General features: G+C 48.8%; 21 protein-coding genes. 9 read left to right on the top strand and 12 right to left on the bottom strand.

Translation table 11 applies throughout. The annotated features are described in order from the left end of the window. Window positions 1-7 precede the first annotated feature (7 nt). The 10 genes from GO013_RS07125 to GO013_RS07080 all read right to left on the bottom strand — a co-directional run bounded on the left by GO013_RS07125 (window position 8) and on the right by GO013_RS07080 (window position 10,712). Complete coding sequence (locus GO013_RS07125; RefSeq protein ID WP_163809611.1) at window positions 8-862, bottom strand: GGDEF domain-containing protein; 855 nt, start codon at window positions 860-862, stop codon at window positions 8-10. Then, window positions 840-1,959 (bottom strand): peptide chain release factor 2 gene (gene prfB / locus GO013_RS07120; RefSeq protein WP_163809609.1). Its coding sequence is split into 2 segments (ribosomal slippage): window positions 840-1,883 and window positions 1,885-1,959, totalling 1,119 coding nucleotides; the frame shifts between segments, so codons are not numbered across the junction. The genes GO013_RS07125 and prfB overlap by 23 nt, the downstream gene beginning before the upstream one ends. Continuing rightward, complete coding sequence (gene lnt / locus GO013_RS07115; protein WP_163809607.1) at window positions 1,959-3,476, bottom strand: apolipoprotein N-acyltransferase; 1,518 nt, start codon at window positions 3,474-3,476, stop codon at window positions 1,959-1,961. Before lnt ends, prfB begins: the two co-directional genes overlap by 1 nt. Before the next feature lie 3 nt (window positions 3,477-3,479). Beyond that, a complete protein-coding gene (locus GO013_RS07110; RefSeq protein ID WP_163809606.1) occupies window positions 3,480-4,301 on the bottom strand; it encodes a hemolysin family protein in 822 nt (273 codons plus the stop codon). 130 nt (window positions 4,302-4,431) lie between these two features. Further along, window positions 4,432-6,315 carry a tRNA uridine-5-carboxymethylaminomethyl(34) synthesis enzyme MnmG gene (gene mnmG / locus GO013_RS07105; RefSeq protein WP_163809604.1) on the bottom strand — a complete coding sequence of 628 codons (1,884 nt, stop codon included), beginning with the start codon at window positions 6,313-6,315 and terminating at the stop codon, window positions 4,432-4,434. 17 nt (window positions 6,316-6,332) lie between these two features. Beyond that, window positions 6,333-7,556, bottom strand: coding sequence for a M20 family metallo-hydrolase (locus tag GO013_RS07100; RefSeq protein WP_163809602.1), 1,224 nt, complete (start codon window positions 7,554-7,556; stop codon window positions 6,333-6,335). Between the two features lie 101 nt (window positions 7,557-7,657). Next, complete coding sequence (locus GO013_RS07095) at window positions 7,658-7,945, bottom strand: PxxKW family cysteine-rich protein (RefSeq protein ID WP_163809600.1); 288 nt, start codon at window positions 7,943-7,945, stop codon at window positions 7,658-7,660. Window positions 7,946-8,074: 129 nt separating this feature from the next. After that, window positions 8,075-9,424, bottom strand: coding sequence for an amidohydrolase (locus tag GO013_RS07090; protein WP_163809598.1), 1,350 nt, complete (start codon window positions 9,422-9,424; stop codon window positions 8,075-8,077). Between the two features lie 5 nt (window positions 9,425-9,429). Continuing rightward, window positions 9,430-10,179, bottom strand: a complete 750-nt coding sequence (gene mtnP / locus GO013_RS07085) for an S-methyl-5'-thioadenosine phosphorylase (RefSeq protein WP_163809596.1) — start codon at window positions 10,177-10,179, stop codon at window positions 9,430-9,432. A 14-nt stretch (window positions 10,180-10,193) separates the two neighbouring features. Next, on the bottom strand, window positions 10,194-10,712 hold the full coding sequence (locus tag GO013_RS07080) for an adenine phosphoribosyltransferase (protein ID WP_163809594.1): 519 nt from the start codon (window positions 10,710-10,712) through the stop codon (window positions 10,194-10,196). Between the two features lie 114 nt (window positions 10,713-10,826). Here GO013_RS07080 and rsmA point away from each other — a divergent pair, with 114 nt between their 5' ends. The 9 genes from rsmA to cbiB all read left to right on the top strand — a co-directional run bounded on the left by rsmA (window position 10,827) and on the right by cbiB (window position 20,006). Beyond that, a complete protein-coding gene (gene rsmA, locus GO013_RS07075) occupies window positions 10,827-11,609 on the top strand; it encodes a 16S rRNA (adenine(1518)-N(6)/adenine(1519)-N(6))-dimethyltransferase RsmA (protein WP_163809592.1) in 783 nt (260 codons plus the stop codon). Between the two features lie 277 nt (window positions 11,610-11,886). Then, complete coding sequence (locus GO013_RS07070; RefSeq protein ID WP_163809590.1) at window positions 11,887-12,159, top strand: HU family DNA-binding protein; 273 nt, start codon at window positions 11,887-11,889, stop codon at window positions 12,157-12,159. Between the two features lie 14 nt (window positions 12,160-12,173). Further along, window positions 12,174-12,344, top strand: a complete 171-nt coding sequence (locus tag GO013_RS07065; RefSeq protein ID WP_163809414.1) for a hypothetical protein — start codon at window positions 12,174-12,176, stop codon at window positions 12,342-12,344. Window positions 12,345-12,528: 184 nt separating this feature from the next. After that, complete coding sequence (rpsU, locus tag GO013_RS07060; RefSeq protein WP_163809588.1) at window positions 12,529-12,729, top strand: 30S ribosomal protein S21; 201 nt, start codon at window positions 12,529-12,531, stop codon at window positions 12,727-12,729. A gap of 2 nt (window positions 12,730-12,731) precedes the next feature. Further along, window positions 12,732-13,178, top strand: a complete 447-nt coding sequence (locus tag GO013_RS07055; protein WP_163809586.1) for a GatB/YqeY domain-containing protein — start codon at window positions 12,732-12,734, stop codon at window positions 13,176-13,178. Between the two features lie 23 nt (window positions 13,179-13,201). Next, complete coding sequence (locus tag GO013_RS07050; RefSeq protein ID WP_163809584.1) at window positions 13,202-15,499, top strand: Smr/MutS family protein; 2,298 nt, start codon at window positions 13,202-13,204, stop codon at window positions 15,497-15,499. 24 nt (window positions 15,500-15,523) lie between these two features. Further along, window positions 15,524-17,275: a DNA primase gene (gene dnaG, locus GO013_RS07045; protein ID WP_163809582.1), complete on the top strand. Its 1,752-nt coding sequence runs from the start codon at window positions 15,524-15,526 to the stop codon at window positions 17,273-17,275. Then, complete coding sequence (gene rpoD, locus GO013_RS07040; protein WP_163809580.1) at window positions 17,262-19,004, top strand: RNA polymerase sigma factor RpoD; 1,743 nt, start codon at window positions 17,262-17,264, stop codon at window positions 19,002-19,004. Before dnaG ends, rpoD begins: the two co-directional genes overlap by 14 nt. A 51-nt stretch (window positions 19,005-19,055) precedes the next feature. After that, a complete protein-coding gene (gene cbiB / locus GO013_RS07035) occupies window positions 19,056-20,006 on the top strand; it encodes an adenosylcobinamide-phosphate synthase CbiB (RefSeq protein ID WP_163809578.1) in 951 nt (316 codons plus the stop codon). 52 nt (window positions 20,007-20,058) lie between these two features. Here cbiB and proC read toward each other — a convergent pair whose 3' ends face one another. After that, entirely contained in the window at window positions 20,059-20,862 is an 804-nt protein-coding gene (proC, locus tag GO013_RS07030; RefSeq protein ID WP_163809576.1) for a pyrroline-5-carboxylate reductase, read from the bottom strand. After that, a complete protein-coding gene (ndk, locus tag GO013_RS07025) occupies window positions 20,862-21,284 on the bottom strand; it encodes a nucleoside-diphosphate kinase (RefSeq protein WP_163809574.1) in 423 nt (140 codons plus the stop codon). Before ndk ends, proC begins: the two co-directional genes overlap by 1 nt. Between the last annotated feature and the right edge of the window lie 58 nt (window positions 21,285-21,342).

Raw genomic sequence — 21,342 nt, 5'->3', positions numbered from 1 at the left:
ATCTCCGTTATTTCCCGCCAAACAAAAATTGTTTTTCGTTTGCCTGGACAAGTGTTTCGTTTGGTACGTCATCCACAAAGGGCAATCGTGAGACTTTGACTTGATTCTTGCCTGCCGTTTTGGCTTCATAAAGGGCTTCATCCGCAAGATTAACAAGGTCTTTATCTGTGACGTTCATGGCCCCTTTGAAACAGGTAAAGCCGACAGAACAGGTGACATTAAATGATTTTTTCTTGTCTGCGGACTGAAATTCTATCTGTTCGAATTCATGTAAAAGCCGTTGTAAAAGTTGAGAGGCCTTCACCACCCCGGACCCGGCTAGAATCAAGGCGAATTCCTCGCCGCCAAAGCGTGCGGCAAGATCGTATCGTCTGGTTGAAGCCTGCAAATGGTCGGCAAATCGCGTCAACACCTCATCCCCTTTGGAATGACCATAGGTGTCATTGACCAATTTAAAATCATCAAGATCGAAAATAGCCAAAGACAATGGTGTTTTTGCCCGCTTTGAGCGTTCGATTTCAATATCCAGAATGCGGTCGAAAGCGCGTCGGTTCGCCACTCCTGTCAGAGGGTCATGATCGGTCTGATACGCTAATTTTTCCAGTGTTTTTTGAAGATTTTCAAGGTGTGGAAAAGGGGCTTTTTCGAGAGGAATTGTCATCCATTGCCGCAGGTCGTGCTTGGCCGCCAGCTCATTCCATCTTTCCTGAGAACAATTTTCGAGCAGACGAAAAATACAGATGCCGTTTGTCTCAGGGCACGGCTGGTGCGTCTGGTACAAACATCGCAACTGTTTCTGAAGTTCGGAAAGTTCAGTAACAAGAGCTTGTTCCGAAAAATTAATCTTTTTTTCCTTGGGCATGAATATACAATAGGTGGTTTCGGATCATTTCGTCCAAATCTCCATCCAAGAAAGCGTCAACATTGCCGCTTTCGCTGTTTGAACGGTGATCTTTGACCAAACGATACGGTTGAAGCGTATAGGTCCGAATCTGACTTCCCCAGGCAATGGCTTCCTTGGCTTGGTAATCCTGCCTGCGACTTTCTTCGATTTTTTGTAACTCCTGTTCGTAGAGCCGGGCCTTCAAGAGACGCAGAGCTGTGGCCTTGTTCCGATGCTGCGACTTCTCGTTTTGACATTGGGCCACGATACCTGTCGGAATATGCGTAATGCGGACAGCCGAACTGGTTTTGTTGACCGATTGTCCTCCCGGACCACTTGATCGGAAGGTATCCACCCGTAAATCTTCATCTTTGACGTCAATTTCAATATCATCATCCAAATCAGGATACACGTCAACCGAGGCAAAAGAGGTGTGTCGTCTGCCTGATGAATCAAAAGGAGAAATTCGAATCAATCGATGAACACCAGCCTCGCCCTTGAGCAGGCCATAGGCAAACAGCCCTTCGATCTGTAATGTGACGGATTTGACGCCAGCTTCTTCCCCGGCTTGAAAATCAAGCTGGGATACTTTGAACCCCTTGCGTTCGGCATATCGGTTGTACATGCGCAACAGCATCTCTGCCCAATCCTGGGATTCCACGCCACCGGCTCCCGGATGAATTTCAAGAATAGCGTTACTCTTGTCATGCTCAAAAGCGAACATGGTCGCCAGTTCCGTCCCGGCCAGTCGTTCTTTCAGGAGAAGAACCTGACTGTTCAAAGCGGCCAGCGATTCTTCCTCAGGGGATTCCTGTGCCAATTCAAGCCATGCTTCAAGATCTTCTTTGGCCTCGGCCAACTTTTCGTACATGTCAAGCTTGGTGGATAGTTGACTTTTTTCTTTGAGAACAGGTGTGAGGGCTTCCGGCTTGTCCCAGGCCCCGGGCTTGGAGAGTTCTTTTTCTATGGCATCAAGCCGTTCTTTGGTCTGGGCAAAGTCAAAGTCGCCCCCAAAGTGTTGTAAATTGATCCAAAAGATCGTGAGAAGCTGCTTTAAGTTCGGGATATTCTAACATTATTTTCTATTTCCTTTCTCTCGAATGGCTATGTAGCCGATAAATCCGAATGCGGCAATGGTCATGATATATATGAATATATTTATGCTGCCGACATTTTGATGATAAAATGTCTTTGCCGTGAGCGGAGCAACATTCAAGGTCACACTTTCAGGCTGAAATTGCGTCCCTTTGGCCGCGATTCGTCCAACTGGGTCAATAAACGCTGAAATGCCGGTGTTGGTACTTCTCGCCAACCAACGTCCTTGTTCAACGGCGCGCATGATCGCGAGGTTGAGATGCTGCTGTGGAGCAGAGGTGTCCCCAAACCACGCGTCATTACTGATATTCACAAGGATTGACGCACCCCGTTCAACTTGTTTCTGTGCCAATTCCGGGAATATGGCTTCATAGCAGATAAGCATCCCGAGGGAAATACCATTGACCTTCAAAGGATGGTTTTCTTTTCCCGGACGAAAATTCCCCGCAGCCTGAACCAACTTTTCAAAGGGCATCCATTCCTCAAAGGGCATATATTCCCCAAACGGGACCAAATGCTCCTTGTCGTAAAATTGCGTTGTCCGGCCAGTGGTATCCATGAGCCACGCTCGATTATGCAACTCATACGTATTGGTCTTCATATCAGTGACACGGTAGGCTGGCGACCCCGTTATAAGGGCGACATCAACCTCTCTGGTCAAGGTCTCGACCTGTGCGCGCAAGGGGGTCATGTTCTGCAAATAAAAGGGCATTGCCGTTTCTGGCCAGATTGCGAGAACCGGGGCTGATTGCTGAACCGCATCACGCGTCAATCGTGCATACTTTTTAACGGTGGTTTCCTGATATTCAGGAGACCACTTTTTCCCTTGATCCACATTTCCCTGAATCAATGAAATCGGGAAATCGGCAACACCGACATCGAAAAAAACTGTTCGATGCAGTCCGAATCCTGTCAGGCAAATTGTCAGGCAGAGGGCGAACCAGAGCACACTTCTGTAGGTGCTGAGCAACAGCAAGGCAACGGCTAAGGAGACGAACACGCCGGAAAGACCATACGCGCCAAGAATTGACGCGCCTTGAATGGCAAAAGGCCACGAGGCGAATGCTGATGACAGTGTGGTCCAAGGAAAGCCGGAAAATAGCGTACCAATGAGCATTTCCATGGTTGCCCAGGCAAAGCCTGCCGTTAGACAAAGAGGAACACCATCAATTTGTCGGCCTGCATGATACATTCCCAGCGAGAAAAGGGCGAAATACAGACTGATGAAAGCGGCCAAAAGGACGGGACAGGGCAGGGCCAGAAACCACGGTAACCCGCCATAGGTCTGGATGGGGATAACCATCCAGTAATAACACCCAGTGACCGCCAAAGTCCCGGCCAACCAGCCGTATTGGAAGGCCTTTCTACCGGATGTAGCCCGCAGAGCAATCCAGGTCAGCCCCAAAGGGAAGGCCAAGACTGCCGCAGGAAAATGGAATATAGGGTTGGCAAACCCGATCCACGCTCCGACAGTTGCGATAAGAACCAGTGTGAGCACGATTTACTCGTGAGCGAGAGGTTCAATTTTGATGGACCAAATCTGTCGATCATCCGCTTCCAACACCGTGAACCGTCGATTATCAAACGTGTAGAATTCACCTTGTTTCGGGATATGTCCCGCCATATCGGCGATATATCCACCAATGGAATCCACTTCTTCACTTTCGAGGTCAAGAGAACACCGTTCGCCGATTTCATCGAGCGGCACACGACCGGAAACAATATAGGATCCATCAGGAAATTCCTGAATCTCTATGGGGCGTTCCTGGTCATATTCATCAGCGATTTCGCCCACGATTTCTTCCAGAACATCTTCCATGGTGACCATACCGGACGTTCCGCCATATTCGTCCTGAACAATGGCAATGTGGAGTCTTTCTCGTTTGAGTGCCGCGAGGACTTCATCAAGAGGTTCCTCAACATGAACGAAAAAAGGCGGTCGCATGAGCGTATCAACGGGGGTGTTGTCCAATCCGAGCAGAAGCGGTTCCAACAAGTCTTTGGCATGAACCAGGCCAAGAATGTGGTCTTTGGTTTCCTTGAAAATCGGGATGCGGGAATGTGCTCCTTGAGTGGCGATGAGCGTCGCGATGTCCTTGACTGAGCTGCCTAGCTCGGCACAGACCATATCTGTGCGTGGAACCATGATTTCCTTGACCTGTTTTTCATCGAGTTCCAAGACGTTGAGCAACATGGAAACTTCTTCGCTTTCAAGCTCTCCATCAGCCTTGGCATCAAGGATATGTTCCTCGATTTGTTGTTCGTTTGTGCCGAATACTTTTTTGAAAATGGTAAAAAATCGACTGTCAGATCCTTCGTCCAAGACCAGACTCCTTAAAATGGGTTGCGATGCAAAGAATATTTGATAAAACGCACATTCGCGTTTTCTTCATACTATGCTTTGTATTTAGACAGAGAGTTGCTCAGTGTCAATACACCGAATCGATACCGTCCTACAAGAGTCCCATTTTTTTGAGATGGACTTCGAGACACGTCAAAGCCGCTGGCGTGATGCCGGAAATTCGGCCTGCCTGGCCCAACGTGATGGGTTGCACGGCTGTCAGTTTTTCAACAACTTCGCGAGTGAGTCCTGAAACCTGTGAATATTCAAGATCATGCGGCAAAGGGACGCTTTCCAAAGTTTTGAATTTGTTGACCAGTTCCGCCTGTTTGACCAGATACCCTTCATACCGAACCTGTGTTTCAGCTTCGCGCAGAACATCGTCTTCCAGATCGGCAAGGGCAGGATAGAAAACATCCAGTTTCTCTATCGCCATCTGTGGCTGACGCAGCAGGGCAGCTAATTCTACAGCCTTACCCGGGACAGAGGCTCCAAGATTTTCTATTATGGATCGCGTGGCCGCATTAGGCCGAATACGAATAGAGTGAAGTGCTTCCAGTGTTGTCTGGAGATGTGCTTGTTTCGTAGAAAACATGGCCCACTGGTCGTCATCAACAAGGCCCAGATCTCTTCCCAACGGAGTCAATCGCTCGTCTGCGTTGCCTTCTCTCAACAAAAGCCGGTGTTCGGCTCTGGAGGTAAACATCCGATACGGTTCTTCGGTGCCCTTGGTGACGAGATCGTCTACCAAAACAGCCATATATGCCTGATCCCTGGATAACAAGAACGGTTCGCGTCCTAGAAGTTGGTTGGCCGCGTTGATCGCTGCCCACAGCCCTTGGGCTGCGGCTTCTTCGTACCCGGATGTCCCATTGATTTGACCGGCGCAATAGAGGCCCGGAACTTTTTTAGTTTCCAGTGTCGGTTTGAGCTGGGTGGGCGGGACAAAATCATATTCAATGGCATAGCCCGGTCGGACTATCTGCGCATTTTCCAGTCCGACAATGGCGGCAACCATTTTTTTTTGGATATCAAAGGGCAGACTGGTGGGAATACCACTGGGGTACATTTCCGCGCTGTCCAAGCCCTCGGGTTCCACGAAAATTTGATGCCGAGTCTTTTCCGGAAATCGGGCCACCTTATCTTCAATGGATGGACAGTATCGAGCACCGGTTCCTTCAATAATTCCGGTGAACATGGGCGACCGATCAAAACCGGACCGAATGGCCTCGTGTGCCTGCTCGTTGGTATAGGTCAGATAGCAGGGGACCTGCGGCATGGGCACGGTCTTGTTTCGAAAACTGAACGGTGCAGGAGGAGTATCTCCCTCCTGCTTCTGCATTTTCTCGAAGTTGATGGAATCTTTCAAAAGTCTCGGCGTGGTGCCGGTTTTGAGTCGTCCCAATTCAAATCCCAGCTCCCGAAGATTGTCGGACAACTGGTTGGACGCAGGATCGCCCATGCGACCGCCTGTGATGTGCTCCAACCCAATGTGCATTAGACCATGCAAAAATGTTCCGGTTGTCAAAAGGACCGAGCGAGTCGGTAGCACTTCACCAAGTTCTGTTTTGACACCACTAACCCGTCCATTTTTGGTCAGAACGGCAGCACCTGTGTCTTGGAAAACCCACAAATTCTCTTGTGAGAAAATGGACCGTTGCACCACACGCATGTACTCGGCACGATCAATCTGGGCACGACTGGATCGAACTGCCGGACCTTTACGGGTATTGAGAAGACGAAACTGGATACCCGCGGCATCGGCCCATAAACCCATCATGCCACCAAGCGCATCGATCTCCTTGACCATGTGGCCCTTGGCAAGCCCGCCAATAGCCGGATTACAGGACAAGTGACCGATTCTATCTGCATTGATGGTCAACAGCAGCGTTTTCAGTCCGAGTCGGGCAGCGGCCATGGCGGCTTCACAACCGGCATGACCTGCTCCCACGACAATAAGGTCAAATTGATTCGGAAAAGGGGCTTTACGCTGCATTGAGTGTCCGTTTCGAGCTATTTGGTCAACAAAATATCACCAATGACTTTAGCATCATTAATGGTATTTTGAATGGATGCCCACTCGTTGGGCTGATGTGCGCAATGATTCAAGGTTGCCCAGACAACAGCCTGATAGTCCTTGCGGCGCAGGATTGCGGCAACAGTCCCGCCGCCAACACCGGCTGTACGCGGATTGTTGTTATACACTTTTTTGATGGATTGAATGGCTTTGACCACAATCTCACTGTCAACAGGTGTGGCCGGAGCGGCCTGTTCCGCTTGAACCATCTCATAAGAAATGGTGACACCGTGTCCCTTTTCGACTTCGGTACCAAATCCTTTGATCGTTTCCATGACATCCTGAATATCGTATTCCGGCATGACTCGGCAATCGATATAAAAAATATCACGGCCGGGAAGGGTGTTGATATTGGCGACATTCGCTTCTTTCATGGTCGGCTGAAACGTCGATCGTGCCGGATTAAAAATCGGATCTTCGGCATCATAAATTTTTTCCAGTTCCTTGACGCGCAAGATGAAATCGGAAGCCGCAACCAATGAATTTATTCCCTGATCTGGAGAGGACGCGTGGCATTGTTGTCCCTCAACAATAACCTTCAACCAAAACATTGACTTTTCAGCGACTTCGACCATTTCTGAAGACGGTTCACCGCAGTCCGGCACAAGAAAATAATCATTTTTTGAAAAGATATCTTCGTGTTCATTAACGAGATATTCAAGGCCGTAACCACTTCCCGTTTCTTCGTCGGCGACAAAAATCATTCCGTAATTCACTTCGGGGGTGACTTTCAGGTCAAGCAAGGCCTGCGCTGTCAACAGCGATGAAACAATACCCTGCTGATTATCTTCGACGCCACGACCAATCACCTTGTCGCCATCTCGGACAACGGTGTACGGATCGGTATCCCACAAGGTCAAATCGCCCGGGGGCACGATGTCGATGTGGGAGATAACCCACAACGTTTTTTGGGTGTTTTTGCCAGGAATGACAGCAACGACGTTCGGACGGTATCCACAGGAAACATCCGAAGCAGGAGCGTTGTATTCACGGATATCCTCAATGCCCATGGATTTGAGATGAGCGATAAGGAAATCAGCCTTATCTTTTTCTCCGTCTCCACCATTCATTGGTCCGAGAGCGGGGATGGCCGTAAGTCGTGTTTCAAGATCAACAACGGTTTCTGTCTGTTTATCCAGTTCGGCAAAAAGAGTATCCATGGCGAGCCTCCGGTTAATTTTCCAATAAAATAACCAATAATTTCATTCACAGAAACAAAAAAAAGGCGGGGACTTGCCCCGCCTTTTTTCAAAACTGTAGCCTAACGACCGCGAGCGGCACGCTTGGAAGCTTTCAGCGGGTTGACCTTGACCTTACCGGCCTTGTCAACTCCAGCACGAGCGTGGGTGGCAAAGTTGCACACACCCTTGCTCCACTTCTGCGAGGGCTGGGCATAGGTCGGGCAATACTTTTTATCTTCAAAAGTGACTATGCGCTCACAACCTTCACATTTTTCATCAATGGGTTCCATGATGACGCCTTTGTAAGTCAGACCGGCATCGGTCATGACAGCGCCGTCCAGGGAAACTGTAACGTTCTTTTTGGCCATTTGGTGACTTCCTCCTAAAAATAATGCGGCTCACGGGATGCCAGCGGCATAAAGATTTTATATTAATGCAAGAGCAGAATTCGATATGCACTCACAGTGGGTGTTGTCAAGTTTTTTACATCTTTTTTTTCATCGTTCGGCCTTGGACCGAACCCATTCAACAGCCCGAAAAGCATTGCGTTTCAAGGCTTGCATGTCGATTGTTCTAAAATCGCCATAGAGATACAAAATTTCTCCAGCGACCATGGTCATGCACACTTCCATCCCCGTGGCCGCATACACGGCATGGGAAACGGGCGAGAACATGGGGACGAGATTCGGGCTTGCCAGGTCCAACGCAATCATATCGGCCGGACATCCAGCTTCGATACGGCCCAGTTCCGGCCAGCCCAGACATTGAGCCGAATTCACGGTTGCCATATCCAAAACAGTTTGGGCACTCATTGCCGAAGCATCATTATGGCGCACCTTGCCAATCAAAGCGGCCAGCGCCATGTCTCTGAACATATTTAACTGATTATTGCTTGATGCGCCGTCAGTTCCCAGCCCGACTGTCACTCCAGCCTCTATCATCTTTTGCACCGGAGAGACACCAGAACAGAGTTTTAGATTCGAAGCGGGGTTATGAACCACATTGACTGCGTTGTCTGCAAGAGCCGCGATTTCATCATCCGTAATATCGACACAATGATGCAACGTGGTCCGCGCCGTTAACAATCCAAGCGAACGAAGCAGTTCAACAGGGCGTTTGCCATGTTTTTCAAGACATAGCGTTGTTTCAGCCGGGGATTCCGCCAAATGCACCTGCCACGGAACATCCAAAGCTTCCGCCAATTCAAAACTGGCCTGCAATTCATCAGGGTTCACGGTAAATGCGGCATGAGGGGTGACAGCGGTCCGAATACGCTCGTTGCCTTCATATCGGGCATCAAGTGCTCGAATTGTTTGCCAGCAATCCTCGGCAGTGGGAAAATGAGGGGATGGGAAATGGAAAAATCCTTCGCCCAAAACAGCGCGCAAACCTGTGTCATAGGCGGCATTTCCCGTGACATATTCATTGAAATAGCCATTAAGAAACGTGGTACAGCCGGTTCTGATGAATTCACAGCAGCCGATGTTCGCACCGATTTCCAAGAGTTCGTCGGTGAGTTGCGTCTCAACTGGCCAGATATGTTTTTCAAGCCATTCCATAAGCGGAAGATCGTCCGCAAATCCCCGAAAAAGGGTCATCGGTAGATGGGTATGACCATTCACCAGGCCGGGCATGAGCATTTTGCCGCCCATGTCCAGTCGCTGCGTCGGGCGATAGGTCGCTTCGAGATGGGGGTATTCGGCGACGGCAACAACGAGACCGTCCGTAATCGCCACGCCGGCGTCATGCAGGACTCGTCGTTCAGCATCTTGTGTCACAATGATATCCGCCCGAACGAGCAGGTCGCACGGACGAGGAAAAAGAACTGATTCTTTTGATTGATTCATGAAAACTACTGTATATTTTTAATAACTTCGACGAGCAGGGAGGTTACTTTTTCTACATTTCCCTGAAAGACTTCAAGAATCTCATCCCAGGTTACTGGAGCTTCATCTGTCTTCCAGCAATCGTAGTCCGTGGACATGGCTACAGCTGCGTACGGAAGACCCGCTTCATTGGCGAGGATGCATTCTGGCGCGATAGACATGTTCAGAACGTCTCCACCCCACATACGGAACATGTTGGATTCCGCCCGGGTGGAAAAACGAGAACCTTCAACTGTGATGACTGTCCCTTTTTTATGATGGGTCAGGCCAAGGGCTTCACAGGTCTGGTTGAGTTGTTCGCGCAGTTTCGTGTCAAACGGTTCAGCCATGCCGGTGTGGACTGCACCATGCGGTTCAAATTCCTCATAAAAGGAAAGAGGGCGTCGCCGGGTAAAATCAATGAATTGATCGAGAATGATCAAATGGCCACGATCAATTTCCTCTCGCAGGGAACCACAGGCGGTCGTTGCGAGAATCAGGGTGCATCCGGCATCTTTCAGTGCCTGAATATTCGCCCGATAATTGACAAAAGTCGGGGGAATCGTGTGTTCCCGTCCATGTCTGGCAAGGAGAACAACCTCTTTACCGGCAATAGTGCCCACTTTAAGCGGAGCGGACGGTGCGCCAAAGGCGGTTTCGACTTCAACGTCGTGTGCATCCTGCATCAGATCTGGGTTATCCAGTCCGCTGCCGCCGATAATGCCTATTTTGGTCATGATGTGTCCTTGTCTTATACTTCAATCAGAAAATCGTGATCCACGCCAGCTGCTTTCATGACTTTGTCGCCATCAAGGAATCCAAGTTGAATGACAAATCCGCAACCAACAATTTCTCCACCAGCTTCTTTGACGAGCTGCACCATGCCTTCCGCAGTACCGCCGGTCGCCAACAGGTCATCAATCATCAAAATCTTGTCACCTTCGTCAATAGCATCGACATGCATACATAAGGTGTCTGATCCATATTCCAAATCATAGGTGACGCAGCGATTTTTGAAAGGCAGTTTGCCCGGTTTGCGGACAGGAATAAAAGGAATACCCAGCTGAAGGGCCAAAGGTGCGCCAAAAATGAATCCCCGAGCATCAGCGGCCACGATTTTGTCAGCACCGCAATCTTTGTATTTTTCGTACAGTTGATCCATAACATATTTAAATGCTTCTGGATTGCTGAGAATAGGGGTGATATCGTAAAAAGTGATCCCTTTTTTGGGGTAATCTGGAATATCTCGCACATAGTGACGTAAATTCATAAAATCCTCCTAAAGAAATAGATACCGAAGACTCATACGTTTTGATTTCGGATGGTGTCAATGATGTTGCCAGACAAATGGTGTTCCGCTATCCATGGCACACGGAGAAAAGAAATGCCTGAAGAACAACTGAGACACAGGGCCAAGAAAAGTCTGGGCCAGAATTTTTTGAAAGATCCAAACATCTGTCGAAAAATCGTGGACGCCATCAGTCCCGGCGAAAACGATTTTATTATAGAAATAGGTCCGGGGCAGGGGGCATTGACTGAATTTCTTGTTGAAACCAATGCCCGCAAACTGGTCGCTCTGGAAATGGACAACGCCTTGGCCGAACACCTTGCCACCCGGTGGCCGATGCTTGACGTTATTCGAACTGATGCCTTGCAATTTCCTTGGGCGGAGCTTGAAGACGGTCCGCACAAAATCATAGGCAACCTGCCATATAATGTCGGGTCCAAGCTCATTTGGGATATTGTCAGCACAGTGCCGCACCTGGAAAGAGCGGTCTTTATGGTTCAACACGAAGTCGCGACGCGGTTGACAGCCAAACCCGGATGCAAGGCGTTCGGAGGTCTAACCGCATGGGTCAATAACTTTTGTGAGACAACCTATCTCTTCAAGGTGCCGCCCACGGTTTTTCGTCCTCAACCGAAAGTTGATTCTGCTGTGGTGCGGTTCGAGCCTCTTCCTGTGGAGGACAGGCCCGCCAATCCCAAAAAACTGGCTGAACTTATCAAGCTTTTGTTTCAGCAACGAAGAAAACAAATTTCGACCATTCTGAAAAAACGATGGAATGATTCCATTGAATCATGGTTCGAAGTCGAAGGGGTCTCTCCTCAAATTCGACCTGAAAATTTGACGCCAAAACAGTTTTCAAGCCTGTCAGAACGACTTTAGTTCGTTTTTTCACGATAATTTGGCCCTTCCCTATTGACTTGAATGGGAAAATACTGTTTTTGAATGAAATCACTCCGGGATAAAATCCCAGAAACCGTGATGGGACATAGGTTTTTTCGTACTAAATAAGCAACCGGACTGGACACAGGCCGAAAGTTCATTTAAAGGCGAAGGGGTGAGTTGTTGAAGGAAACAAAGTGTGATTGTCGAAAATTTCTTGGCACCACTTTTATCCCAGATACGTATAAGGAATTATTCCATTGAGGAGGAAGGACAGATGACAAAGGCTGAATTGGTTGTCAAAATCGCAGAGAAGGCGAACCTGACCAAAGCAAATGCAGAGCGTGCTCTGAATGCTTTTCTGGACACCGTCGAGGGGACGTTGGTCAAGGATGGCAAGTTGACTCTGACAGGTTTCGGCACATTTGTTGTCGAAGAACGTAAAGCTCGTGTGGGTCGTAATCCCCGCACTGGTGCCGAAATCCAGATTCCGGCTACCAACATTGTCAAGTTCCGTCCTGGCAAGATCCTCAAGGATGCCGTTAAATAATTGGAGATAGACGTATGATGATTCCTGGTGAAACCGTTCATAGCCCACTTTTTCAGGACCTGCCGTGGTGGATGCCTGATCACTTTGTGTTTTTTGGCGTTCTGTACGCAGTCCTTGGTGTTCTTGGCGTTGCCCTGACTGTCACTGTCCTCCAGTCCGTGCGTGACGCAAAGAAAGCGCAATAATAAGAAAACGTATTTCTGGACACTCAAAGGCCTGCCGAAGTCTCGACAGGCCTTTGTCATTGACAAGGATACGGGATGTTTTTGCATTTATCTGTTGCAATCCCGTTTTGATACGTATATGTAGTATCTCTTATTTCGCTGGCCCACGAAATTAACGGGCCGTTCACCGAGGAGGTGATTTACTTTGCCGGGTGTTTACTTTGACGATAATGACAATTTCGATATCTCCCTGCGTCGCTTCAAGAAGCAGGTTGAGAAAGCCGGGATCTTGTCCGAGCTGAAAAAACGTCAGCACTACGAAAAGCCGAGCGTGCAGAAGAAGAAAAAGAAAGCTGCTGCTAAGAAAAGGCTTGCTAAAAAAATGCGCAAGATGCGCAATATGTAGTTATGAGTCTGTCACAAAAAATAGACAAAGACTACATCGAGGCCTACAAGGCTAAATCGAAGGTAAAAATAGCCGTCTTGAGACATCTCAAGACGGCTATCAAAAACCGGATGGTCGATGAAAGGTCCGATAGTCTTTCCGATGATGTCGTTCTTGATCTCATTGCCAAGCAGGTCAAACAGCGCAAGGATTCCTTCGAGCAATACACCAAAGCCGGTCGAGATGATCTGGCTCAGGTTGAAGCCGAAGAGCTTGCCGCTCTTGAGACCTATCTTCCGCAAGCCCTGTCCGATGAGGACCTTGAGAAGGCTATTGATAAAGCAATAGCCGATCTTGGCGCGTCCTCCATAGCGGATATGGGAAAGGTGATGCAAGCTGTCCTCAATGCCCACAAGGGGCAAGTTGACGGCAAAAAAGCCAGCGGACTGGTCAAGTCCAAGCTTTCCTAACTTTCCAACCAAACGGCTCACAGATGGAGTCCAGAACATTCCACGTATTGGAGTTTCCCAAAATTCTTGGGGTGCTGTCCGGTTTCGCTGTATCAGAACCCGGGGCTTTGTCGTGTCAAAAAATTAAACCTTTTTCGACATTTGACGAAGTTCATCATGCCAGAATCCTTTTTGAACAGGCCGCTCAATGGGTCGGTGAATCTGGTTTCAAAATTCGCCCATTTCCTGAAATGGACGGTGTTTTTCCTCATATTGAAAAAGAACAGGCCGTGCTCGACCAAGATGCGCTTTTTGCGCTCAAGGTCATACTTGACCAAGCGAAGACCGCTCGGGATTCGCTGGATCGTTTCAAAGAGCGGGCTTGGGAGACACTGAGAGACACCATTTTTGCCGATGCGTGGCCCCAAAAAACCGTTTCGGGAATTGGTCGATGTCTTGATGTAGAGGGGCAGATTCGGGATGAAAGTTCTCCCGATCTTCTCGCTGTTCGTCAAGAAATCCGTTCCATTCATCAGCGGTGTACCAAACGCGTCAAGGATTTTGTCCTTCAGGAAAATATGGGGTCGGCCATGCAGGATGAATTCATGACAATTTCATCCGACCGCTATGTCTTGCCCATCAAGGCAAATTACAAAAATAAAACCAAGGGCATCATTCACGATTATTCTCAAACCGGCGAAACCTGCTATTTTGAGCCAATGTTTCTCGTGGAGACCAACAACCGTCTTCAGGAATTGAAACGAGAAGAACGTGAAGAAGAATACAAGGTTCTTCAATACCTGACCGCACTTGTTCAAGACGAATTTAATGAGGTCTTCGAGGCATACCAGGGACTCGTTTCCCTTGATGTCCTGATGGCCAAGGTCTGTCTTGCCGAATCATATGACGGGCGTACCATTGAAGTCGTTGAAGAAGGCTCGCCAAACCTTATCAAGGCGCGTCATCCGCTTTTGGCATTGACTGATGATGCTGTTCAGCCACTCAGTATTGAATTGTTGGACGGCCAAAAGGCCATGATCGTGAGCGGCGGAAATGCCGGAGGCAAGACTGTCTGTCTAAAAACCGTTGGGTTGATTGGACTCATGGCTTTTGCTGGATTGCCAGTGCCTGTTGCGGAAGGAAGCCGATTGCCTTTCTGGTCTGAAATTTTTGTCATTATGGGTGATGAACAGAGCCTTGAAGAAAATGTCTCCACATTTACCGCACAGATTCAGTATTTGAAGCGAGTGTGGAACAATGTGAATCATTCGTCGCTTTTCATCCTTGACGAATTTGGTGCAGGCACCGACCCAACGCAAGGTGCGGCCTTGGCTCAAGCTGTCATTGATTCTTTGGTCGAACGAGAGACAACGACGTTTACCGCGACCCATTTTCCAGCCTTGAAGGCGTATGCCATGGCCAATACGTCTGTCCGTGCGGCGAGTGTGCTGTTTGATCCAGGTACAAAAAAACCCTTGTTCAAATTGGCATATGACCAAGTCGGCGCATCCATTGCCTTGGATGTGGCCAAAGAACACGGATTGCCTCCTGAGATTTTGACCCGTGCGGAAAAATATCTGCTCTTGGATGGCTCTGATACGACATCGGTTCTCGATCGACTCAATGCCATGGCCGTCAAGAAAGAAGATGAATTGGACGCCATTGAAAAAGAACGGGGTAAAATCGCACAAAAACGGGCAAAATTGGAAATAGCGTTTGAAAAAGAGCGGACACAGTTGCTCCACGACATTCAAAATCGTGCACAGAACGTCATTAAAGAATGGCAAGCCGATAAAATCGGTCGAAAACAGGCACGAAAAAAATTGGCCCAAGTGCGTATGGACGTTGAAGAACTTGGTGGACAACAAAAAAAAGTTCCCACCTTTTCCTTTGCAGACATTGTCCCAGGACAAAAAGTGTCGTATTTGGCGTGGAACAAGTCTGGCACTGTGCTTGAAGTCAATGCCAAGAAGAAACAAGCCAAGCTGGATATCAACGGGGTCGCCATGTGGGTCAAAGCCGATCATCTCGGGTCGGTTGCAGCCAAGCAGAAGGGCCCGGCAAAGGGACCAAAGGCGACTCCTGTCACCCCAGATGACCTCGTGGTTGAAGTGGATATAAGAGGACATCGGGCCGACGAAGCCTTGAGCGAATTGGACAGAGCTTTGGATGGAGCCTTGCGCAAAGGAGCCGGAAAGCTTGAGATTATCCATGGTCGAGGCACTGGCGCATTGCGGCGAGAGGTACATGAATTTTTGAAATATTATCCTGCGGTAGATAAATACACTCTGGCACCTGAAGATCGGGGTGGAGATGGTATGACCGAAGTAAAACTCAAGTAATGAGCTTGAGTTTGGAGGCAGTTGGTGGACAGAAGCGGTGTTGAGGCCGTCAAGGCCCGTATCAACATTTCGGACATTGTACGCCGTTATGTGGACTTGAAACCTGTATCTGGCCGATGGATGGGGGCATGTCCTTTTCATCAGGAGACCAAGCCTTCCATGTCTGTCAATGATGACGAAGGCTTTTTTTATTGTTTCGGGTGTCAGGCCTCTGGCGATGTTATTGATTTTTATGGCCGTATCAACGGTCTTGATTTTCGGGAATCCCTGGAACAACTGGCCGCAGAAGCCGGGGTCGAGTTGTCCAACGTGCCGCATGATCCCCATGCCGCGGAACGAAAAGCACGGAAACAGAAACTCCTGGACATGCACGATGAGTCCAGTGACTGGTTCCAGCGCAATTTGCGTATGGCAGCTGGCACACATGCCAGAAATTATCTGGCAGACAGGGGCATGACCCAGGAAATGATCGAAAAATTCGGTCTGGGCTACAGCCCGGAAGATTGGCACGGTTTGGACAATTTTCTCAAGACAAAGGGGAGATTGCCTGAAGATGGCGTTGAAGCCGGACTTTTATCAAAAAATGATAAAGGGAATATTTACGATAGGTTCCGAGGAAGATTGATCTTCCCCATCCAAAATTTATCAGGTCGGGTTATTGCCTTTGGCGGTAGAATAATTACTGAGGGAGAACCAAAGTATCTGAATAGTTCGGATACACCCATCTACAAGAAGGGCGACCACTTGTATGGATTGAATTTGGCGCGGTCCACAATGACCCGATCCAAACGGGCCATTTTGACCGAAGGATACATGGATGTCATTTCATTGCACCAATTCGGGTACACGGATTCGTGTGGTGTTTTAGGCACTGCGTTGACGCCGGATCAAGTCAAACGGTTAACAGGATTTTGTTCACGCGTGGATTTGGTTTTTGACGGCGATGGAGCCGGTCGCAAGGCCGCCCTGAAATCGAGCAGAATGATTTTGCTTCAAGGGGTGGCCTGCAAGGTTGTTCTCATGCCGGACGGTGAGGACGTGGATAGTCTGCTTCAAACCACGGGAGCGGACGGATTCGAAGCGTGCATGGATGCCGCTCCGGACGGACTTGATTTTTGTATGACAACTCTGCGGGACACGTTTGCCCCCAGAGATATTGTGGCGTGGGCCAAACAGTTTTTATCGGATTTGTCCGATGCATCCTTGCGGGCGTATTATCTGCCCCGACTCGCTGGCGGACTTGGTCTGTCGGAGGCTGACTTCAGACGCGATGCCGGTGCTTTGCCACCGACACGCACCAGGCAACAGCAGCCTCAACGACGCCAACCAGCCACGCAGCAGCAAACGGGTATGCCCGTCGGCAAGGACGATGCGGATGATCGGTATTTTTTACGATTTCCAATCCAGTATCCGGACTATACCCCGGAACTGTCCAAAAGAGGATTTGATCGTATTCTTCATACTGATTGGGCAAAGACATTTTGGGAAAAGCTCGTGAACACGCAGCCAAGCCATGTAGCAAGCTTGCTGAATGAACAGGAAAAAGGCTTTTTTTATAGATGTCGCGAAGAAGTACGAATACATGGACTCTCTGGTCGAGATTTACTGGACGAATGGAAACATATCTGTAATAAAATCAAGTTTGGGCAAGAAAAGATGAATAAACGGCAGCTCACAGAGGCCATACGTCAAGCGCAACAGAATGGCGACACCAAACGGGCAATGGAACTCTTGGCCTTGAAGGAATCTCGCAGGAGGGACGATGAGCAACATTAAGGAAATCCAACAGATCAAATCACTGATCGCCGCAGGAAAGAAAAAAGGATTCCTGACGTACGAGGAGTTGAGCAAGGCTTTGCCTTCTGACTACAACACCCCGGAACAGTTGGAAGAAATACACGCCATTTTCGATCAGATGGACATCGCTATTGTGGACTCGGAAGAGACCCACAAAAAGATGAATCCTGAAAAGGAACTGGCTCTGGACGAAAAGGATGATGATTCTGCGGAATACGCTTCTCGCAGCACAGATCCTGTCCGCATGTATCTGCGTGAAATGGGAGCCGTTGGACTTTTGGATCGGGAAGGCGAAGTTGTTATCGCCAAAAAGATCGAAAATGGCGAACTGGATGTCCTGTACTCGTTGATTGAGGTCCCTGTCGCTGTCGAAGAACTGATCGGTGTCGGGGAAGACCTTGAAGACGGGCGGGTCAAACTCAAAGACGTGGTTAAAACCATTGAGGAAGACGATCCTTCCGAAGATGAAATGAACCAGCGTCAACGAGTTATTTTCCTGCTTGCCGAAGTCAAAGAATTGTACACCAAAAAACGCAAGATTTACGCAAAATTGGACGAGTGCGCTTGTCTTGATAAACGGGTGTACGGCATTCAAAAAGAAATTCTTGATTACAAAGAAGAAGTCGTTTCCCGTCTGCGTGATATCAAGCTGGAAAAGACTCTCATTGATCGTATCATTGAAACGGTCAATGACTATGTGCGCCAGATGCACAATTGTCAGCGAGATTTTTCCGCCTATATTCTCTCTGTTGGAAAAACCAAAAGTGAAATTGAAGAATTGTTCAGACAGGTCGATGATCGGGATATTAATCCTGTTGTCGCTGCTGACCAGTTGGGCATGACGGTTGAAGAGTTTTTCTCTTTCAAGGAAATGCTGGCTGGCAAGCTGGAAATCATGAAACGTCTTCAGGACAAATGTTGCCATTCAGTTCATGACTTGGAAGAAGTTCTGTGGCGCATCAAAAGAGGGAACAGGACAGCCTTGCAGGCCAAGCAGGAATTGATCCGTGCCAACTTGCGTCTGGTTGTCTCAATTGCCAAAAAATATACCAACCGCGGGCTGCAATTCCTTGATCTGATTCAGGAAGGAAATATTGGCCTGATGAAAGCGGTTGATAAATTCGAATATCAGCGTGGATACAAATTCTCCACCTACGCAACTTGGTGGATTCGACAGGCCATTACCCGCGCCATCGCGGACCAGGCCAGGACAATTCGTATCCCGGTGCATATGATTGAGACCATCAACAAGCTGATCCGAACATCTCGGTATTTGGTTCAGGAATTGGGTCGTGATCCTTCTCCTGAAGAGATCGCTGAGCGCATGGACTATCCGCTTGAAAAGGTCAAAAAAGTCCTCAAGATTGCCAAAGAGCCTATTTCCCTTGAAACTCCAATCGGTGACGAGGAAGATTCGAGTTTGGGCGATTTCATTGAAGACAAGAAGGCTACCGCTCCTGCCGAAGAAGTTGTGTCAACCAAGTTGGGTGAACAGATTGCCTCTGTCCTGTCCGATTTGACACCACGAGAAGAGCAGGTCCTCAGAAAACGGTTTGGAATCGGTGAGAAATCCGATCATACCCTTGAGGAAGTCGGCAAACTCTTCAACGTTACCCGTGAACGTATTCGTCAGATCGAAGCCAAGGCCTTACGCAAATTGCGTCATCCCGTACGAAGCGCATTGCTACGGTCCTATTTTGAAAACTAGCCTCTAACGGGCCGGGGAGAGGAATACCTCTTCCCGGTTTTTTTATACATCATGACCACATACGCACTCATTTTTATCATTCCCACTCTGGCCGTCATGCTTGACACCCTCTTTGGTGATCCCAAACATTTACCGCATCCGGTCCGACTCATCGGCGCGGGCCTGGAATGGTGCGAAAAAACAATTCGGGCATCCGGCCTTGATTTGCGGTTGGCTGGTTGGCTGACCGTTTTTCTGTTTGCCGCAGGAGTTTGGGGTCTTGTCGAACTCCTGATGAATATTCCGTATCTCGGCGTTCTTATCGGGCTTTATCTGGCCTATGCCGGACTTGCTCGCGGATGTCTGATCCGGGAATCCCGCAAGGCTCTTTCCCTTATCGAATCGAACAATCTCGACGCTGCTCGAACCGCAGTTTCCATGCTGGTCAGTCGGGACACCCGAAATCTCGATGCCGAAGCACTCCGTCAGACGCTCGCAGAAACTGTCAGTGAAAATCTTAATGACGGATTTGTGGCCCCATTGTTTTATCTCTGCCTTTTGGGTCCAGGAGGACTATGGGCCTATAAAACGGTCAGCACCATGGATTCCATGTGGGGATATAGAACGGAAAGGTTCAATGACCTCGGACAGGGAGCTGCCAAAACCGATGATATTCTTGCCTGGATTCCCGCACGAATTACCGCATATTTGATGCTGATCGCAGCAATTGGGCGCGGTTTGGATATTTCGTCGGCAAAAAAACAGTATAAAAATGATGCCAGGAAAATGGAAAGTCCCAATGCAGGATGGCCTATGGCCACTGCGGCTTGGCTCCTTCGCGGCCACATGGGTGGACCAACCGTCTATTTCGGACAGATCAAGGATAAACCAAGCCTTGGACCTGTCGGAAAAGTTTGGAATGCAGCCATGGCCCAACGGCTTATTACCCTGTGTGACCGGACCGGAAGTTTGGCAGCCTGGGTCTTTATTCCTGTTCTTGGGATCTGTTCATTGATTTTTTAAGACTTGAAAAAAAGCATAAAAAAAGGGACTTCAATTGAAGTCCCTTTTTTTATTACTTTTTACCGAGTTCGATACTTCGGTGATAGGCTTCGAAAACTCCGTCGATGATATCACCTCTGACGGCTTGACGATCAAAGTGCATAAGCGCTTGAACCGTTGTTCCGGCAGGAGATGTGACCATTTCACGCAGTTGTGTGATCGGGAGATCACTTTCGGCAGCCAATTTTGATGAACCAAGAAAAAGCCCTTCGACCATCTCGGTCGCTTGGACTCGAGTCAGACCGAGTGCGACACCGGATTCGATCATTGCTTCCATAAAATAGAAGACATAGGCCGGGCCGGAACCAATGACGCCGGTGAAGGCATCGAATTGTTTTTCCGGCAAAACGTGGACCTGACCGATTCCCTGAAACAGTGCAGGGACAAATTCTTTCATCGTTTTGGACAGATTGGCGTTGTCCAGACAAATAGCTGATACGCCTTGATTCACCAAGGCCGGAGTGTTGGGCATAACCCGCACCACAGCACATCGGTTTTCTGTCCATTGCTCGAATTGCGACAGGGCAAGTCCTGCACAAATGGAAATGAGACATTTGGACGTGTCCAAAGCATCCACGATTTCCTTGAGCACGGGTTCGGCGTGCTGGGGCTTGACGGCCACAATGATGTAGTCGCATGACAAGACTAGATCCCGTGCGCTTGTGTGCGCGACGAATCCATATTCCTTGCTCGCCCGAACCAGACTGTCCGTATGCAGGTCGAATCCATGCAGTTCGATATCATCACGCGAGGTCAGCCCTTTGAGAATGGCTGTCCCCATATTGCCAACGCCTATGAACCCGATAGAATGTTGCATTACCCCACCAGCTCGTCAGAATTGAAGAAGTAGGCAATCTCTGTCTTGGCAGTTTCAGCAGCGTCGGAACCGTGACAGGAGTTGTTCTGGATGTTCTGGCCATACGCGGCACGAATGGTGCCTTCGGCCGCATCGGCAGGGTTGGTGGCTCCCATCAGTGCACGGTATGCTTCGATGGCGTTTTCACCTTCCAGACAAGAAACAACTACAGGGCCGGAAATCATGTAGTCAACTAATTCGCCGAAGAAAGGACGTTCCTTGTGAACGGCGTAGAAGCCTTCAGCCTTGGCACGATCCATGTGGATCATTTTCATGCCTTTGATTTTGAGGCCTGAATCAGTGATCATTTTGAGAATTTCAGCGATGAGACCGCGACCCACTGCGTCGGGTTTAATGATGGAAAATGTTTGTTCGATAGCCATAATAGCCTCCGTCTTGTCAGTTTGTATGTGTATTTAGATTGGCAGATTCTGCCAGTTC

Source organism: Pseudodesulfovibrio sp. JC047, assembly GCF_010468615.1.
Lineage (GTDB): Bacteria > Desulfobacterota > Desulfovibrionia > Desulfovibrionales > Desulfovibrionaceae > Pseudodesulfovibrio.
This window is presented reverse-complemented; position numbering and strand designations above follow the sequence as displayed.